The organism is Nonomuraea sp. NPDC049269, from assembly GCF_043197155.1.
GTDB lineage: Bacteria > Actinomycetota > Actinomycetes > Streptosporangiales > Streptosporangiaceae > Nonomuraea.
The window spans coordinates 204,648-220,589 of sequence record NZ_JBICSO010000010.1; the positions used below are offsets into that span (position 1 = coordinate 204,648).

Below are 15,942 nucleotides of genomic sequence, written 5' to 3' on the forward strand. Positions count from 1 at the left end.
TACCTCCGGTCTAGATCACGCCGCCGGATATGACCAGCGCGTAACCTTGGGTGTCAAGATTCAGGAACGGGCGGAGCCGGATCATCCACGTACCGATGACGGGGCTCGGCAGGACGACCATCTGGACGTTGTTGGTGATGTCTGGCGGAACGGGCGGGCTGGTCTTGCGCTGCCGGGAGAAGCCGCTGGGCACGTCGAAGTCGTTGCCCGCGTAGAGGTTCCCGGCGGGGTCCTCGACCTCGAACCTGATCGTCTGCACGGTGGGAGTGGTCTGGTTCTCGGACGGCGGCCGGTTCGCCCACACGAAGGTGATCTTCAACGGCTCGTGGGCGTCATGGACGAAGAAGCGGTACGTGCGGTTCTCGGCCATGCGCAGACCGGCTCGGCTCGGGATGTCGATCGCGACCATCGAACGGGTGCTCGCGCCCGCGCCGTCGAAGAAGAGCGTGCGGTCGAGCTGGATGAGCCCCCAGCCCTCGGTGTCGGTCGGGTAGCCGGGATGACCGCTCATGTCGACGGTCGCGTTCAGCAGCACCGCCCTGATCAGCGCTCCTGACGGGCTGGGGATGCGGTTGCCGTCCACCGGCCTGCCCTTGGGGTACCAGCCCTGGGTGAAGTACTGGCGTACGAGGGCGGCCGCGGCCGAGACGTTCGGCGTCGCGAAACTGGTGTGGCACCGGGCCTGGACGGCGGTGTCGCAGTACAGGCCCGTGGACGGTGTGGGCGGCAGGACGGAGGTCCTGATGTCGCAGCCGACGGCCATCAGCTCCGGCTTGCGGCGGCCGTCGAACGACGGCCCGTCCACGCCGCTGCCCCGCGTCATGTGGTCGGGGTGGGCCTTGGCCGCCGCCACGCAGAGCGCGTTGAACGCCACGCTGGGCGAGGCGTTCTTCGGACTCACCCCCGTGTTCTCGCCGGCGACGATGACCACCTGTTCCTCGCGGGCGAGGCAGAACGCGTCCAGGTCGCGGGCGGCGACGTCGTAGCGGATATTGGTGCTCCAGCTCAGGTTGTGGATGGTCGCGCCGGCGCCCCTCCCGTCCTCCAGCAGCTCCTGCAGGCTGCGCGGGCGGCGGTCCTTGTCCGGCGAGGTCTTGTCCGGCGGCGCGAGGATCAGGTTGGCGTCGTGGCCGACGATCTTCGCGGCCCAGGCGCCGCCGCGGTCCTGGTGCTGGCCGGAGTTGCCCAGCTCGTCACCGGCCGCGATGCCCGCGACCTTCATGAAGTGGTCGCGGGGCGGGGCCCCTCTCGGGTTGAACAGCTCACGGACCTTGCGATGACCCGGCCCCGGCTTGTTCGGGGCGGCGTCGGCGAAGAAGCAGTGGTTGAGGTCGAGCGTGCCCCGTTCGATGACCTGGATCACCTGCCCCTCGCCGTGCAGGTCGTGCGCCCAGATCGTGCCGCGGGCCGGGTCGCCGGACTGGGTCGTCTGGGCGGAGGGCACGTCCGCGTCGACGATCGCAGGCACCGGTTCGAGCCACGTGACGTCCTCCAGCGCCGCGACCTGGGCGACCTTGGCCACGTCGTCCAACGTGAGACGCAGCCGCAGCCGCCCGGCGAACGCCCGGCCGTCGACCGTGGCGATGTCGTGCGCACCGATCGTCGTCAGCGCGGCCGTGACGGCGTCGGCGTCCGAGTCGTCGAACAGCACCGCCACCAGGTCGAGCGGCCCGGTCGCCGGGATGTCCGGGGAGAGCTTGGACCCTTGCGGGAACGGGGTGACGGCCCGGACCAGGAAGTCCGCGCGCACCCGATCGGCGGTCGCGGTGTCCAGCCGTTCGAGGTAGGCCAGATTCGGGATGAACCGGTCCAGGCGCAGCCCGTACGACGCCTTGAGCCGGGCGATATCCGGCTCGCTCAGCGACGCCGCGACCTGCACGACCGTCGCCCGCGCCCCAGCCGCCGCGCTCTCCTGTACGAGCTCCACGGGATCGAACGGCTCCGGCCCCACCAGCAGCCGGAAGTCCTGTCCTTCACTCCTCATCGCACACCCCCCGTGATCACCAGCGCGAAGCCCTGCGGCGCCCGCGTGAGCACGGGGCGGAGCCGGATCGTCCAGGCGCCGGGAGCGGGGTTGTTCACGACGACCATCTGGACGTTGTTGGCGATGTCGGGCGGCGCTTTCGGGGGCGCCGCCAGCTTCCGCGAGACGCCGTTGGGCACGTCGAAGTCGTTGCCCATGTAGAAGCCCCCGGCGGGGTCCTCCACCTCGAACCGGATGGGGTCCGGGGTGAACGGCGCCACCTCGGTCATCGCCTTGCTCGTCCAGACGAAGGTGATCTTCAACTGCTCGCCCGCGTTGTCGACGGTGAAGCCGTACGAGCGGGTCGTGGACGTCCCCAGGGCGGCGGCGCGCCGGACGTCGTGCACGATCAGCTTGCGCGTGCCGTTCTCGAAGAACAGGGCCCGGTCGAGCTGGATGAGCCCCCAGCCCTCGATGTCGCTCGGATAGCCGGGGTGGCCGGTCATGTCGACGGTCGCGTTCAGCAGCACCGCCTTGATCAGCGCGCCTGACGGCTGCTTGACGACCTTGTCCTGCTCGGCCTTGCCGTTCGGGTAGAAGCCCTGCGTGAAGTACTGGCGTACGAGGGCGGCGGCGGCCGACGCGTTCGGCGTCGCGAAGCTGGTGCCGCACGCCTGGAGGGCGGTGTCGCAGTACAGGCCCTGGGGCGGCGCGGGCGGCAGGACGGAGGTCCTGATGCCGCAGCCGACGGCCATCAGGTCCGGCTTGCGGCGGCTGTCGAACGACGGCCCGTCCACGCCGCTGCCCCGCGACATGTGGCCGGGGTGGGCCCTGGCCGCCGCGACGCAGATCGCGTTGAGCGCGATGCCGGGCGGCAGGTTCTTCGCGTTCGGCCGCGTGTTCGGCCCGCCGGCGACCACCACCTGCTCCTCGTGGGCGAAACAGAACGCGTCCACGTCCCGGGCGGTGGACTCGTAGCGGACGGTGATGGCGTTGACCCAACTGAAGTTGTGGATGGTCGCGCCGACGCCCCTCCCGTCCTCCAGGAACTGGTGGACACTGCGGTGATTCGGGCCCAGGTCGCGCAGCGCGGCGCTGTCGTTGCCGACGATCTTCGCGGCCCAGGCGCCGCCGCGGTCCTGGTGCTGGCCGGAGTTGCCGATCTCGTCGCCGGCGAGGATGCCCGCGACCTTCATGAAGTGGCTGTCGAGCGCGGTGTTGGCCCTTTTGAACAGCGCGCGTACCTTGCGATGACCCGGGCCTGGCCTGTTCGGGGCGGTGTCGGCGAAGAAGCAGTGGTTGAGGTCGAGCGTGCCCTCTTCGATGATCTGGATCACCTGCTCCTCGCCGTGCAGGTGCTGATCCCACACGGTGCCCCGGGCCGGGTCGCCGGACTGGAGCGTCTGGGCGGACGGCACGTCCTGGTTCTCGACCGCGGGCGCCGGTTCGAGCCACGTGACGTCGTCCAGCGCCGCGACCTGGGCGAGCCTGGTCGCGTCGTCGAGCCCGAAGACCAGGCGCAGCCTGCCGCCGAACTCGCGGGCGTCGCTCGTCGCGACGTCGTGTGCGCCGATGGCGGTCAGACTCGCCGTGACGGCATCGGCGTCCGAGTCGTCGAACAGCACCGCCACCAGGGTGAGCGGCCCGGTCGCCGGGATGTCGGGCGAGAGCTTGGACGCCTGCGGGAACGGGGTGACCGCCCGGACCAGGAAGTCCGCGCGCACCCGATCGGCGGTCGCGGTGTCCAGCCGTTCGAGGTAGGCCAGATTCGGGACGAACCGGTCCAGCCGCAAGCCGTACGACGCCTTGAGCCGGGCGATATCCGGCTCGCTCAGCGACGCCGCGACCTGCACGACCGTCGCCCGCGCCCCAGCCGCCGCGCTCTCCTGTACGAGCTCCACGGGATCGAACGGCTCCGGCCCCACCAGCAGCCGGAAGTCGGGGCTCCGGCCCGTCATAGCTCGTCCACGAGGACGTCACCGGAGACCACGAGCGCGTAGCGCTGTTTCTCCCGGTGCCCGGACTGGCGCAGCCTGATCCTCCAGGTCCCTGGAGTGGGCTGTTGCACGATGACCATCTGGACGTTGTTGATCGCGTCCGGCGGGTTGGCCGGGGCCGTGGCCAGCTTCCGCGAGACCCCGGCGATCCCGTCGAAGTCGTTGCCCATGTAGAAGTTGCCTTGGGAGTCCTCCACCTCGAACCTGATGGCGTCCACCCGGGGATGCGGCATGTTCTGGTCGGACGACGGCCGGTTGACCCACACCAGAGTGATCTTCAGCGGCTCCGAGCCGCTGTTGACGAAGAACTGGGACGTACGCGTCTCGTCCATCCGCAGGCCGGCGCTCTTCGGGACATCCTTGACGATCAGCCTGCGGGTGGAGGAGTCCTTGAAGAACAGCGTCCGGTCGAGCTGGATGATCCCCCAGCCCGTGATGTCGTTCGGGTAGCCGGGATGATCGGTCATGCGGACGGTCGAGTTGAGCAGCACCGCCTTGATCAGCGCTCCTGACGGCTGCTTGATGACCTTGTCCTGGCGCGGTTCGCCAGCCGGGTAGAAGCCCCTCTGGAAGTACTGGCGCACCAGCGCGGCCGCGGCCGACGTGTTCGCCGTCGCGGCGCTGCAGCCGCACGCGATCGTTTCCACGTCGCAGAACGGGCCTTTGGGAGGCGGCGTAGGGATCGTCGAGGTGGTGATGCCGCAGCCGACCGCCATGAGGTCCGGCTTGCGGCGGCCGTCGGGCGTCGGCCCGTTCACCCCGTTTCCCCGCGACATGTGGTCGGGGAAGGCTTTCGTGGCCGCGACGCAGAGCGTGTTGAACGCGATCCCGGGCGGCAGGTTCTCCGGCCCGTCCTCCACGTTCTGGCCGGCCGCGACCAGCAACTGCTCCTCGTGCTCGAAGCTGAACTTGTCCGCGTCCTGGGCGATCACGTCGTAAGCCGCCACCTTGCCGGTCCCCCAGCTCAGGTTGTGGACGCGCGCACCTTCGTCGCTCGCCGCCTTCAGCAGGGTCTCCAGGCTGAAGGCCAGGAAACCCGTACTGATCTTCTCTCGCTTCAGGTCCCCGAGGCTGCGGGTGACGAGCTTGGCGGCCCACGCGCCGCCACGGTTCGGGTGATTGCCGGAGAAGCCGAGCTGGTCACCGGCGATGATGCCGGCCATGAACATGAAGTGCCGGCCGACGACGCCTTCGTTGAATGCCCGGACCACCTTGCGATGGTTCGGACCGGGCTTGTTCGGCGGGTTGTCGGCGAAGAAGCAGTGATCCAGGTCGACGCCGCCCTGGTCGATCATCCCGATCACCTGGTCCTCGCCGTGCATGTTGTGGATCCAGACCGGGCCGCTGGACGGGTCGCCCGACTGGATCACCCGTGCCGCCCCGGCGTCCATGAGGGTGAACTCGGGCTCGGGCTCGATCCAGATGACGTCGTCGATCGCCGCGGCCTGGGCGACCCTGGACGGATCGTCGAGCGTGAGGTGCAACCGCAACCGCCCGCCGCTCTCCCGGTCGTCGGTCGTGGCGATGTCACGCGCGCCGATCGCGGTCAGACTCGCCGTGACGGCGACGGGGTCCGAGTCCTCGAACAGCACCATCGTCAGGTCGAGCGGCCCGGTGGCGGGGATCGTGGGGGCGAGCTTCGACGCCTGTGGGAACGGGATGACCGCCCGGACCAGGAAGTCCGCGCGTACCCGGTCGGCGGTCGCGGTGTCGAGTCGTTCGAGGTAGGCCAGGTTCGGGATGAACTTGTCCAGGCGCAGGCCGTACGACGCCTTGAGGCGGGCGATGTCGGGCTCGCTCAGCAACGCCGCGACCTGCACGACCGTCCCTCGCGCCACGCCCGCCGCGGCGGGGCGCTCGCGTTGGGACGACTCGCTGGGGGGCGGTTCTCGGTGGGACGGTTCCGCTTCCGCGGGGTCGAACGGCTCCGGCGCCACCATCAGCCGGAAATCCCGCATCCCGGGAACGGGCTCCCCCGTCATCGCTCATCCCGCTCTCCGGCCGCGGGCTCGATCCGCGAGCCTCGGCCGGACCGGTCTTGGACACGGTCGATCACTGCATCCTCCTTGGAGTGGACGAGCCGGCGCCGACCACGCACCCCGGTGGCCGGCATGAACCCCCCGGCGGCTCCGCGATGGCATAACCCCGAGGCAGAGCCGCCCTACCTAGAAGGGCGTTCCACCGCGTTCCACCGCCCGTTCCAACACCCCGACCTGTCCAGACGGCCCTGCGGGAGAGAGCGCCCAACGCGCACAAATCCCTCAGACGAAACGGCACTTCAACGACGCCGGACCGCCCACGACCGATGTGCCGATGCGGCCCGCCTCGCAGTCCGATCAGCGGATACCGATCACCCCGAGATGTGCCGGGCTCATCCTCGGTGAGGCGTGCCGGGCGGCGGAACAGTATGCCCTGGCCTTGGCGCGCTTCGTGACGCTGTCCATGGCAAAGATCCGTGGCGAGGACCGTGGCCCGGACGTCAGCGGCCCGGAGACGGGTGGGCGCCCAAGGGGCCGGTCAACGACGTGGGGTCGGCTCCAGGGGCCAGGTAGACGGTACGAATCAGCCACAGCGAAAAGTCCCATCAGCAGAGCAGAGTTGAGCGGCTTGCCGTGACTTTCGTTCGAATGCGTCTCGCCGGAGGGTTTCCGCAGGTCATGCCCCCATGCAGTCGGGTTGCCTGGACGGCTGCGACGCGGGCGGCGTACACCCGGTGCGCCTTGCGCTCAGCCGGGCCGGCACTGCCGGCAGCGGCCGCACTTTGCTCCAGCACGGCGCGGTGAAGCGCAAGCGGGGCCACCACACGGACCGAATAGCCGGGGCCACGGCGGATGATCCGTCCCACCAGGTACACGCGATCACGTTGACCTGGTGGCAGACCCCACGACCGAACGAGTACACCCGACGGGATGGTAACTCTGTCCCCCTACACGCATCCCGCTGACCTGGGCGGACGCGATCGCGTGTACTTCATGACAGCTTCATTACCGACACGTCGGCCGTGGGTTCGACGTTGTTCAAGGCTCTTCAGCCGGAACTCACGGCCTTTCATTCAGGGGTCGGGGCGCACGAAGGGCGTGAGTTCGGGGAGATTGAGGCCGGCCCGATCCTGCGGAGCCCCTCCCGCGTGCTCCGTCCCGCGTCCGTGGTCCGCTTAATCGCTGGCGAACGAGGCGGTCGCCGGGTTGACTGCACTGGTGACCGCTTTGGCCGTGCCTGCCGACCTGGCCCATCTGGTGGCCGGGAGCTGGGTGCTGGATGGCGACGCGGTGCCGAGAGGGTTGCCGCAACCTGCCGTCGACCTGCTGGTCATGCCGGACGGGGCATGCTGGCTGGCCGGGCCGGAGACACGAGTCCGGCAGGGACCGCCGCCCGAGGGCGGGCCCCTGGTCGGGGTGCAGCTGCGACCGGGGACGGTGACCGGACTGTTTGGGGTCGCAGCCGATGAGGTGCCGCTGGCCGGGGCGCCCATCGAGGTCGGGCAGCTGGCCGGGTCGGTGACCGAGCGGCTGGCCGGGGCGTTGGCACTGGTGCGGGCGCGGGCCGGGCAATGCCGGGTCGACGAGCGGGTGCGCGTCGTACTGGCGGCGATGCACGCGGCGCCAGGTGCGCCGGTAGTCCAGCATGCCGCCCGGGCCGGGTTGTCCGAGCGGCAACTACGGCGGCGGTTCGGGGTGGCGGTCGGGCTGCGGCCCAAGTCCTACGTGCGGGTGGTGCGGCTGCACCACGCGCTCGCCGCGGCGCTCGCCGCGGTGGCCAAGGGCGAGCGTCCGGACTGGGCGGCCATCGCTGTGCGCAGCGGCTGCTACGACCAGGCGCACCTGCTGGCCGAGTTCCGGTACGCGGTGGGGGCGCCGCCGACCACGTTGCTGCCGGATGTCCGTTTTCTCCAAGCCTCGACCAGCCGGGGCTAACACACTCGACGCATGGCTGATGATGTTGTCAGGGAGATCCTCGACTGGTACCGGCAGAGCGCACGGGACGGTCTCGCCGGGGACGGGGTGAGTTTCGTCGAACCGTTCGAGGCCTGGGTGGTGCACGGCTACACCGAGGTGAAGCAGGTGCTCGCCGACTACCCGGCGTTCTCGTCCGACGAGCTGCGCTACAGCGCGCAACCCGTGCCACACCGGGACAACCCGATTCTCGGCGGCCTGTCGGCGATCGACCCGCCCCGGCACCACCTGCTGCGCCGGCTGGTCAGCCGGGCCTTCACACCCCGCGCGATCCGGGCGTTGCTTCCCTCGATCACCGATACCGTGCGGACCCAACTGGCCGAGGTGGACGGTGAGTTGGACGTGATCGGCCGGCTCGGTCTCCCGTTGCCGGTGCGCACCATCGCCGCGCTGCTCGGAGTGGAAGCGGACCGGCAACCGGACTTCGTGCGCTGGACCGAGGCGATCACTTCCTTCGCCGGCTCGTTCAGCGAGGACCCGGTGCGTCAGGCCGCGTTCCGCACCGCGCACGCCGAACTGGCCGAGTACTTTCGCCAGGTGTTCGCCGAACACCGGGCCCGACCCCAAGGCGACGTGATCGACACTCTGCTGGCCGCCGAACCGGACGGCAGCCGGCTCTCCGACGAGGAATTGCTCAACTTCTGCACGCTGCTGCTCATCAACGGCCACGAGACGACCAAAACCCTGCTGGTCAACATCGTGCTGTGCCTGGCGGCTCACCCGGAAGCACTGGCCCGGCTGCGTGCTGACCCTGGACTGATACCCGCTGCCATCGAGGAGGTGCTGCGGTTCCTACCCCCGATCGGTGGCACCGACCGGTTCACCACCGGTCCGACCACCATCGCCGGGCACCCCATCGAGACCGGCCGGCGGGTAATCGCCATGGTGCTTTCGGCCAACCGGGACCCCCGGGTGTTCGCCGAGCCGCACGAGTTCCGGCCCGACCGAACGCCCAACGAACACCTTTCCTTCGGCCACGGGGTGCACTTCTGCCTCGGCGCGCACCTGGCCCGCCACGAGGTCGCCATCGCGGTTCACGCACTGCTGCACCGCTTCCCCGGTCCGTGGTCGATGAGCCGGATCGCGACCGAGCGCACCCCAGTCGGCATCGACGTGCTCGATCTAGCGCTGGTCAGCTCGTAGGGGACTGATCCCAGGACCGAGGTGGTGGTGCGGCTCCGGGAATGGGAAGCAGATCGTCAGCGCGACTGCTCGGCCGGTACGGGTGGAAGGTTTGGCTTCGCGTAGCGCCTTGCCGAAGCAGGCATCGAGCACGAACCGGGCCAGCGGATCGGGCTGGAAGCCGACGAACTCGTCCGCGTTCGCCGGGGGCCCTCGAATCGCGCTCACGGCCGAGGCCGACCCCGCCAACCGGCGCCGAGCTGGAAGACAAGCTCCATCAACGCGCCGGCCACGACGTCAGCATGATCCGAGTCGGACCGGCGCACATGTCACACGGCAGTGACGACCTAGTGCCGCATTGTGAGAGTTCTCCCTGTTTGAGCGGAGACGCGCCGTTCGGCGTCCCACACCGATCAGCGTGATCCTTTCAGGCTGTAAGACCATCCACGGATTGACTCACTCCTCCAGGGAGAGGGCCCGGCTGGGGCACACGTGCACCGCTTCGCGGGCCTTCTCGACCAGCTCGCCCTCCGGCGTCTCGTTCAGCACGATGATTGTGCCGTCGTCCTCGCTCTGGTCGAACAGCTCGGGCTCAGTGAGCACACACTGTCCGGCACCGACGCACCTGCCGGTGTCCACGATGATCTTCATGGCCCTCTCCTCCTGAGATGGGGATGGCAGTTCGTCCGCTACCAGGTCACCGGGAGCTGGTACAGGCCATAGATGTTCGCGTCGTCCTTGAACGGCAGCTCGTCGACATCCACCGCCAGCTCCAGCGTGGGGACGCGGCCGAACAGCGTGTCGAACACGATCTGTAGCTCCATCCGAGCCAAGTTCTGGCCCAGACACTGGTGCGGCCCGAACCCGAACGCGACGTGGTGGCGCGCGCCGCGCTCGATGTCGAGCTCGTCCGGGTTCTCGAATGCCCGCGGGTCCCGGTTGGCCGAATAACCTAGCGCCAGCACTCCTTCGCCGGCGCGGATCAGCTGCCCGCCGACCTCGATGTCCTCGACGCACAGCCGGGCCGTCGCCACGTCGATGATCGTGAAGTACCTCAGCATCTCCTCGACCGCGTTGAGCGTTTTGCCCGGGTCGGCCTTGATCATCGAGAGCTGCTCCGGGTTGCGCAGGAACGCCACGGTCGACAGCGAGATCATGTTCGCCGTCGTCTCGTGGCCGGCCACGAGCAGCAGGAAGCCCATGCCGGCCAGTGACGTCCGCCGGTAGGTGCCGTCCGCGCGCAGCTTGATGATCTGCCGCCCGAGCAGGTCGTCCGGCGGGTTCTCTTCCTTCTCCGCGATGAGGTCGGCCATATAGCCCTGGACGGCTTTCGCGGCCGCCCACCGCTCCTCGGGCGGCGTCGACTGCTTGATCACCTTCACCGTGTGCTCCTGGAAGAACTCATGGTCGGCGTAGGGCACACCCAGCATCTCGCAGATCACCAGTGACGGGACCGGCAGCGACAGCGAGTCCACCAGGTCACCGGGCCGCGGCCCGGCCAGCAGCGCGTCGATCTGCCCGTCGACGATCTCCTGGATCCGCGGCCGCAGCGCCTCCAACCGGCGCACCGTGAACTCGCCGAGTACGGCCTTGCGCGCCGGCCCGTGCTCGGGCGCGTCCATCGCGATCAGGAAGCGCTCCTCGTCCGGCCGCCGGGACGCCGCCTCGCCCTTGACCAGCTGCGGGAACTCCGGATGCTGCCGGTCGGCGCTGAACCGCCGGTCGTTCAACACGGTTCGCACGTCTTCGTGGCGGCTGACCACCCAGGCCCACCCGCCGTCGGGCAGACGAACCCGCGAGACCGGCTCTTCTTCGCGGATCTCTTCGTACGCCGGCGGCGGCGTGAACGGGCACGTACGGGCCATGGGGAACTCGTGCTTCTCGGCGGTAGTCATGACTTTTCCTTCCACGACGTCACGGACAGGCGCTAGAGGCTGGACAGCGAAAGCCGTGTGTGAACGGCAGTTGGCCGACCGGTGCGACCGGGTTTGGCTCTGGGATGCGGTGGACCAAGGAGCCGCAATGAACCACCGGGACCGACGACATCGGTAAATTCAGACTCGACCTGTCCCCTCGCGGGCGAAGTTCGGTTCCGCCGCTTCCAGTCGCGGTACCGAGATGCCCAACCGTCGTGCTTCGGCCAGGGTGTCCCGGCAGACCTCGCGCGGCTCCTCGGCGTCGGGGTCGGAGTGCGCCGTGAGGCTCACGCGCGCGGGCGCGACATGAGCAGTCAGCCAGGCGAGCACGGGTGCCGTCAGCCAGGTGGGCGCCCGGAACAGCAGCACACCGCCCCGGTGCCGTCGCAGGTCGAGGCCGCGCGCCTGGAGGAGCGGCAGCAGCTCGCGGCCGGCCAGCAGCCCCTCGCGCAGGTCGCCCGTTGCCCCGGCCAGTTTGGACAGGGAACCCAGCCGCAGGCCCTGCGAGAACAGGCCGGCATCCGACACGAAATGGACCCACAGCCAGCCGCGGAAGTCAGGCTGCTCCTTAATCCGGAGCCCGGCCTCGCGAAACGCCTGGCGCACGGCCCGTTCCCGGTCGGTCGGGGGCTGGCCGAGTGTGCCGAAGATGACCGACGGCAGCAGCGCCCCGTGGAGCACGCCGTCCGCGCCGAAACCGCCACCGGCCTGGGGAAAGCCCCAGGCGATCTGGTCGAGCGGTAGTGCGCCGATCGCGGCCGGCGGCTCGGTCCAGATGTTGCCGAAGACCAGCACCGTGGCCTGGCCGACACGCGAGGACAGGAAGGCCGTCGCCTCCGCGAGGCGGTGGTGCGGCACGCTGAGCACGATCAGGTCGAAGTCGTGGTCCGGCTCCAGCGCCTCGCGGTAGCGCACCGACCACTCCTCGGCGACGCGCTGCCCCCACAGCCGGCGCCGCGTATCGAACAGGTCGAGGTCCACCGCGTCCCCGTACGTCGCCGCGCGGCCGGGCCGGACGTAGAACTCGACGTCATGCCCCGCCTGTTCCAGGGCCCAGCCGTAGATGGTGGCGATCACGCCTCGGCCGAACATGAGGATCTTCACGCTGCACCTCGTGGGGTACGATCGATTTGGAGGCAATCTCCACTTCTTTCAAGATATGGAGATCATCTCCATTTGTCAACGCGAGGTAGCGCATGACCGCCGACAAGCCGCTGCGGGCCGACGCCCAACGCAACCGCGATGTCCTGATCGCCAAGGCACGAGAGGTCTTCGACGCCGGGGACTTCTTCGACCTGCGCTTCGATGACTTCGCCCAGCTGGCCGGGGTGGGCACCGGCACGCTGTACCGCCACTTCCCCACCCGGGAGGCGCTGGCCGAGGCGGTCTACCACGGGGAAGTCGCCGCGCTGTGCGACCGCGCCCGCCAGCTACAGGCCACGCTGCCCGCGGCGGAGGCTTTGGCGACCTTCCTACACGGCATGGTCGACCACATAGACGCCCACGAGGGCATGGCCCGGACGTTGGCCACGCTCATGGCCGATCGCTCGGGTGCCCTCGCCGAGGGCAGCCGGGCGCTGGAGCAGGCTGTCACCGACCTGGTGGCCGCCGCCGTGCGGGACGGCGCCGTTCGCGACGACGTGGGTGCCGGTGCCGTGATGATGGCGCTGCACGGCATCGGCGCGGCCCATGACCGCCCCGGTTGGCGGGCCGAGGCCGACGGTGTCATCACCCTCGTGCTGGACGGGCTGCGCAGCTCGCACTCAGCCCAGGCGGCCATCCGTACGCCTTCCGGAAGGAGAGGTGCACGAAGTGCAAACAGCGGCACGGCATCGAGTTGAGGAACCCAGGAACAGCCGTTGGCGATGAGAATGATTTTGAGCGAAGAGTGACGCCCAACGCCGGTGTGTGATCGCTTGGGGGACGATGATCCTGCGTTCTACGTGGGGGTTTCTGGCTCGTGGATGATGCGGTGGATGGTGGAGCGTCCGACGCTGTAGTCGGTGGCCAGGTCGGCCAGGTCCTCTCCTGCTGGAAGGGTCCTCCAACCCTAGATAACCGGCGGACCGGCTGCCGCTACGGGAGTTGCCGGTCTCGCTGCCGCACCTGCTCCCCTGCGACCTCCCATCGGCGCTCTGGCCACCCTCGGAGGCCAGCAGTGACGGCCGTGTTCGGCGAGCCTGCACAGCCTGAACCCCCCGCGCCCGCACCGACACGGCGAGCACCACTCCCATCGGCCGCCAGCGACCAGCCCACTCCCCATCGCCCGCCAGCTCCCCCTTCTCCCCCAATGCCGAAGCTTGTTCTTTATCCTCCGGATTGTTGTAGTGCTGCGAGGGTGCGGCCGCGTTTGACGGTCTTGCCCACGTCGTAGCGGGGCGCGGGTCGGCGGGTAGGGATGCCGGGTGGGCGTCCGAGGCCGGGTCTGGCGGGTTTGGGTGCGCTGGCCGGTTGGGTGAGTGCGGGACGGAGGTTCCGAAACCCGCGAGGCTTCCCGCCTGGATATGAGCGATTGCTCATGGCGCACGCATGGTCTGGTATTGGTGCTCAGGCCGGAACGTCGCATAGTGGGGCCATGGACCGATCTCTGCGCGTCGCGGTCATTGGCGACCGCGACCTGGCTTTTCCTCCGCACGTGGCTACCGACGACGCGCTGCGGCACGCCGCCGCGCACCTCGGCATCGAGGTGGACGTCCGCTGGCTGGCCACCAAACCGCTCGAATCTGACCTGGCCGAGGTCAAGGCCGCCGACGTGTTGTGGTGCGCGCCCGGCAGTCCGTACCGCAGCCTGCGCGGCGCCCTCGCCGCGCTTCGGCACGGCCGCGAGCACAGCGTGCCCACCCTTGGGACATGCGGCGGCTGCCAGCATATGGTCATCGAGTACGCCCGCCACGTGCTCGGCTACGAGGACGCCCAGCACGCAGAGTACGACCCATACGCCTCAACCCTCTTCGTGTCGGAACTGGCCTGCTCGCTGGCCGGCAAGACCATGCCTGTCACCTTGGTCCCCGGAACCCGCGTGGCCGCACTGTACGGACGGACCGAGGTCGAAGAGGAGTATTACTGCAACTTCGGTCTCGACCCCAGCCGACAGGAGACCCTGCACGACGGTGGCTTCTCAGTCACAGGAGTGGACGGTGACGGCGAGGCCCGGGTGTTGGAGATTCCCGGCCACCCTTACTACGTGGCCACACTGTTCGTGCCGCAAACCCGCTCGCGTCCTGAGGCCCCGCACCCGCTGGTCGTCGGCCTGCTGCGCGCGGCGCTATGACCTTCACCCAACTGAGGATCCTGCAGGCGGTCGCACGCACCGGCAACATGACCCGGGCCGCCGAAGAACTGGCCACCACGCAGTCTGCCGTCAGCCACGCGCTGCGCGCCCTGGAGAGCGAACTCGGGGTCGCGCTGCTGGTGCGGGGCAACCACGGGGTGAGCCTGACGGCGGCTGGGCGTGCCGTGTGCCGCCGCGCCACACTCATCCTCACCCAGGTGGAAGCGCTGGAGCAGGAGGTGGCCGCAGCCCGGAAGCATGAGCGTGGCAGCCTACGCATCGGTGTCATCCCCAGCGCCAACGTCCGGCTGCTGCCGCCGATCCTGCGCCGGTTCGAGGATGCGCATCCACAGGTGCGGCTCACGGTGATGGAAGGCTCGGACGACGAGGTGCTGGAGTGGCTCGAAACGGGAGCGGCGGATATCGCCACTGTGTCAGCCGGAGTGGCGGGCGCACGGGCCACCACGGCCGCGCTCCCTGCAGGGTTGATGGCGCGACCACTCGCCACCGACCGCATGCTGGCTGTCCTGTCCAGCGGTCACGAACTGGGCGTCCGCGACTCGGTACCGATGGTCGAACTGTCCCGGCAGCCGTTCATCATGTCCACGGGCGGCTGTGAGCCTCTGATCACGGCACTCGCGCGGGCGGCGGGGGCGAGCCTGAAGTGCCACTACCGGGTGCGCGACACCAACAGCATTCTCGCCATGGTCGCCGAAGGGCTCGGGGTGAGCATCGTCCCTGAACTGTCGCTGCCCGCCCATCGCCCGGGCGTGCACGCGATCCCGCTGGACCCGGCTGCTGAGCGCACCATCCTTCTCGCCTTGCCCGCCAACCCGCTCCCAACGGCCACCGCCTTCGCCGAATTGGCCATTACCCTCACACCCCAACCCAGCCGCGCTGAAGGGACGGGTCCCGGCAGGGAATTCGCGGGCCCGGTCCAGGATTCCGTCGTATGAGGCGGAGGCTCCCGTTCGCCGCCACGAGCGCGTGCCGCGTCCAGTGGTGATAGCGGGCCGAACATCGTGGCATGCGCCGTCCGTTTCATAGATGATCACCTCGGGGTGCGCGACGACGACTACCTCCGCGTGGAGGCCCACGCCTGCCCGATGACCGTCTTCCGCGAGTTCAGGATTACCGACGGGGCAGCTGGCCGGAACCCAAGGATATTCGGCCGGTGGGCGGAGCCCAGGGCCGCAGGTTCAGAGGGTGCCTTCGATCCCGAGCGCAAGATCGTGATCTGGCCCGGGGAAGGCAACATCGCCGGAAAGACCTTGTTTGCACGGGGAATGTCATCGAGGGCGATGGGCCCGGATATCCACAGGGCGTCCATCGGGATCGCGGGCCGTCATCGTCCATTGCGTTGGCAGTGTCTCGATCTGTCCGACCGGCCGCCCGGCATCCAGAATCCGTTCGCGAAGCTCACACAGTTGTTCGTATGTGCCCACGCGCAGTCCCCAACCCGCCCGGTTCAGGGGATCAAGATCGAGGGAGGGGACGGTAGCGGTTTCGACGATCATCAGATGGTCGGCCCCGCCGACATCGAGGACTGCGATCCGAGGATCAGCAGAGGTTGCAGCGCGCTCGTACGCAAGCGTTGCTCCGAGCAACTCCGTGTAGTACGCCACGAGCTGGTCGAGTTCGGTCGTGGACAGTGTCAGATGGTTGATTCCGAGCAGGTCAGTCATGATCAACCGAGCGTAGCTCGGCCAGATCACGATCT

Annotated in this window: 12 protein-coding genes; 5 read left to right on the forward strand and 7 right to left on the reverse strand. The window is 69.0% G+C overall.

All coding sequences use genetic code 11. From position 1 onward, the window contains the following. Nucleotides 1–10: 10 nt before the first annotated feature. From ACGFNP_RS47245 to ACGFNP_RS47255, 3 genes are read right to left on the reverse strand one after another with little or no spacing between them, the layout of a single operon-like run. Nucleotides 11–1,984: a S8 family serine peptidase gene (locus ACGFNP_RS47245; protein ID WP_393329598.1), complete on the reverse strand. Its 1,974-nt coding sequence runs from the start codon at nucleotides 1,982–1,984 to the stop codon at nucleotides 11–13. Further along, on the reverse strand, nucleotides 1,981–3,921 hold the full coding sequence (locus ACGFNP_RS47250; RefSeq protein WP_393329600.1) for a S8 family serine peptidase: 1,941 nt from the start codon (nucleotides 3,919–3,921) through the stop codon (nucleotides 1,981–1,983). The genes ACGFNP_RS47245 and ACGFNP_RS47250 overlap by 4 nt, the downstream gene beginning before the upstream one ends. Beyond that, the gene (locus ACGFNP_RS47255) at nucleotides 3,918–5,942 is read right to left on the reverse strand and encodes a S8 family serine peptidase (RefSeq protein WP_393329601.1); all 2,025 of its coding nucleotides are present in this window, start codon (nucleotides 5,940–5,942) and stop codon (nucleotides 3,918–3,920) included. The genes ACGFNP_RS47250 and ACGFNP_RS47255 overlap by 4 nt, the downstream gene beginning before the upstream one ends. A 1,215-nt stretch (nucleotides 5,943–7,157) precedes the next feature. Here ACGFNP_RS47255 and ACGFNP_RS47260 point away from each other — a divergent pair. Continuing rightward, on the forward strand, nucleotides 7,158–7,874 hold the full coding sequence (locus ACGFNP_RS47260) for a helix-turn-helix domain-containing protein (RefSeq protein WP_393329602.1): 717 nt from the start codon (nucleotides 7,158–7,160) through the stop codon (nucleotides 7,872–7,874). Nucleotides 7,875–7,886: 12 nt separating this feature from the next. Next, on the forward strand, nucleotides 7,887–9,056 hold the full coding sequence (locus ACGFNP_RS47265) for a cytochrome P450 (RefSeq protein WP_393329603.1): 1,170 nt from the start codon (nucleotides 7,887–7,889) through the stop codon (nucleotides 9,054–9,056). Between the two features lie 435 nt (nucleotides 9,057–9,491). On the opposite strand, the gene ACGFNP_RS47270 is transcribed toward ACGFNP_RS47265, so the two are convergent. The 3 genes from ACGFNP_RS47270 to ACGFNP_RS47280 all read right to left on the reverse strand — a co-directional run bounded on the left by ACGFNP_RS47270 (nucleotide 9,492) and on the right by ACGFNP_RS47280 (nucleotide 12,055). Further along, on the reverse strand, nucleotides 9,492–9,686 hold the full coding sequence (locus tag ACGFNP_RS47270; RefSeq protein ID WP_358327194.1) for a 4Fe-4S domain-containing protein: 195 nt from the start codon (nucleotides 9,684–9,686) through the stop codon (nucleotides 9,492–9,494). 38 nt (nucleotides 9,687–9,724) lie between these two features. Then, entirely contained in the window at nucleotides 9,725–10,930 is a 1,206-nt protein-coding gene (locus ACGFNP_RS47275) for a cytochrome P450 (protein WP_393329605.1), read from the reverse strand. 159 nt (nucleotides 10,931–11,089) lie between these two features. Then, nucleotides 11,090–12,055 carry a ketopantoate reductase family protein gene (locus tag ACGFNP_RS47280; protein ID WP_393329607.1) on the reverse strand — a complete coding sequence of 322 codons (966 nt, stop codon included), beginning with the start codon at nucleotides 12,053–12,055 and terminating at the stop codon, nucleotides 11,090–11,092. 92 nt (nucleotides 12,056–12,147) lie between these two features. On the opposite strand from ACGFNP_RS47280, the gene ACGFNP_RS47285 reads away from it, so the two are divergent. The 3 genes from ACGFNP_RS47285 (at nucleotide 12,148) to ACGFNP_RS47295 (ending at nucleotide 15,178) form a co-directional block, all read left to right on the forward strand. Next, on the forward strand, nucleotides 12,148–12,792 hold the full coding sequence (locus tag ACGFNP_RS47285) for a TetR/AcrR family transcriptional regulator (RefSeq protein WP_393329608.1): 645 nt from the start codon (nucleotides 12,148–12,150) through the stop codon (nucleotides 12,790–12,792). Between the two features lie 734 nt (nucleotides 12,793–13,526). Beyond that, complete coding sequence (locus ACGFNP_RS47290; RefSeq protein WP_358327202.1) at nucleotides 13,527–14,222, forward strand: hypothetical protein; 696 nt, start codon at nucleotides 13,527–13,529, stop codon at nucleotides 14,220–14,222. Then, nucleotides 14,219–15,178, forward strand: a complete 960-nt coding sequence (locus ACGFNP_RS47295) for a LysR family transcriptional regulator (protein WP_358327204.1) — start codon at nucleotides 14,219–14,221, stop codon at nucleotides 15,176–15,178. The genes ACGFNP_RS47290 and ACGFNP_RS47295 overlap by 4 nt, the downstream gene beginning before the upstream one ends. Nucleotides 15,179–15,511: 333 nt before the next feature. On the opposite strand, the gene ACGFNP_RS47300 is transcribed toward ACGFNP_RS47295, so the two are convergent. Further along, a complete protein-coding gene (locus ACGFNP_RS47300; RefSeq protein ID WP_393329612.1) occupies nucleotides 15,512–15,907 on the reverse strand; it encodes a VOC family protein in 396 nt (131 codons plus the stop codon). Nucleotides 15,908–15,942: the final 35 nt, after the last annotated feature.

Bases quoted from the DNA above. Each gene is read 5' to 3' on its own strand.
- ACGFNP_RS47245 (WP_393329598.1), bottom strand. From the start codon at position 1,984: ATGAGGAGTGAAGGACAGGACTTCCGGCTGCTGGTGGGGCCGGAGCCG.
- ACGFNP_RS47250 (WP_393329600.1), bottom strand. From the start codon at position 3,921: ATGACGGGCCGGAGCCCCGACTTCCGGCTGCTGGTGGGGCCGGAGCCG.
- ACGFNP_RS47255 (WP_393329601.1), bottom strand. From the start codon at position 5,942: ATGACGGGGGAGCCCGTTCCCGGGATGCGGGATTTCCGGCTGATGGTG.
- ACGFNP_RS47265 (WP_393329603.1), top strand. From the start codon at position 7,887: ATGGCTGATGATGTTGTCAGGGAGATCCTCGACTGGTACCGGCAGAGC.
- ACGFNP_RS47270 (WP_358327194.1), bottom strand. From the start codon at position 9,686: ATGAAGATCATCGTGGACACCGGCAGGTGCGTCGGTGCCGGACAGTGT.
- ACGFNP_RS47275 (WP_393329605.1), bottom strand. From the start codon at position 10,930: ATGACTACCGCCGAGAAGCACGAGTTCCCCATGGCCCGTACGTGCCCG.
- ACGFNP_RS47285 (WP_393329608.1), top strand. From the start codon at position 12,148: ATGACCGCCGACAAGCCGCTGCGGGCCGACGCCCAACGCAACCGCGAT.
- ACGFNP_RS47290 (WP_358327202.1), top strand. From the start codon at position 13,527: ATGGACCGATCTCTGCGCGTCGCGGTCATTGGCGACCGCGACCTGGCT.
- ACGFNP_RS47295 (WP_358327204.1), top strand. From the start codon at position 14,219: ATGACCTTCACCCAACTGAGGATCCTGCAGGCGGTCGCACGCACCGGC.
- ACGFNP_RS47300 (WP_393329612.1), bottom strand. From the start codon at position 15,907: ATGACTGACCTGCTCGGAATCAACCATCTGACACTGTCCACGACCGAA.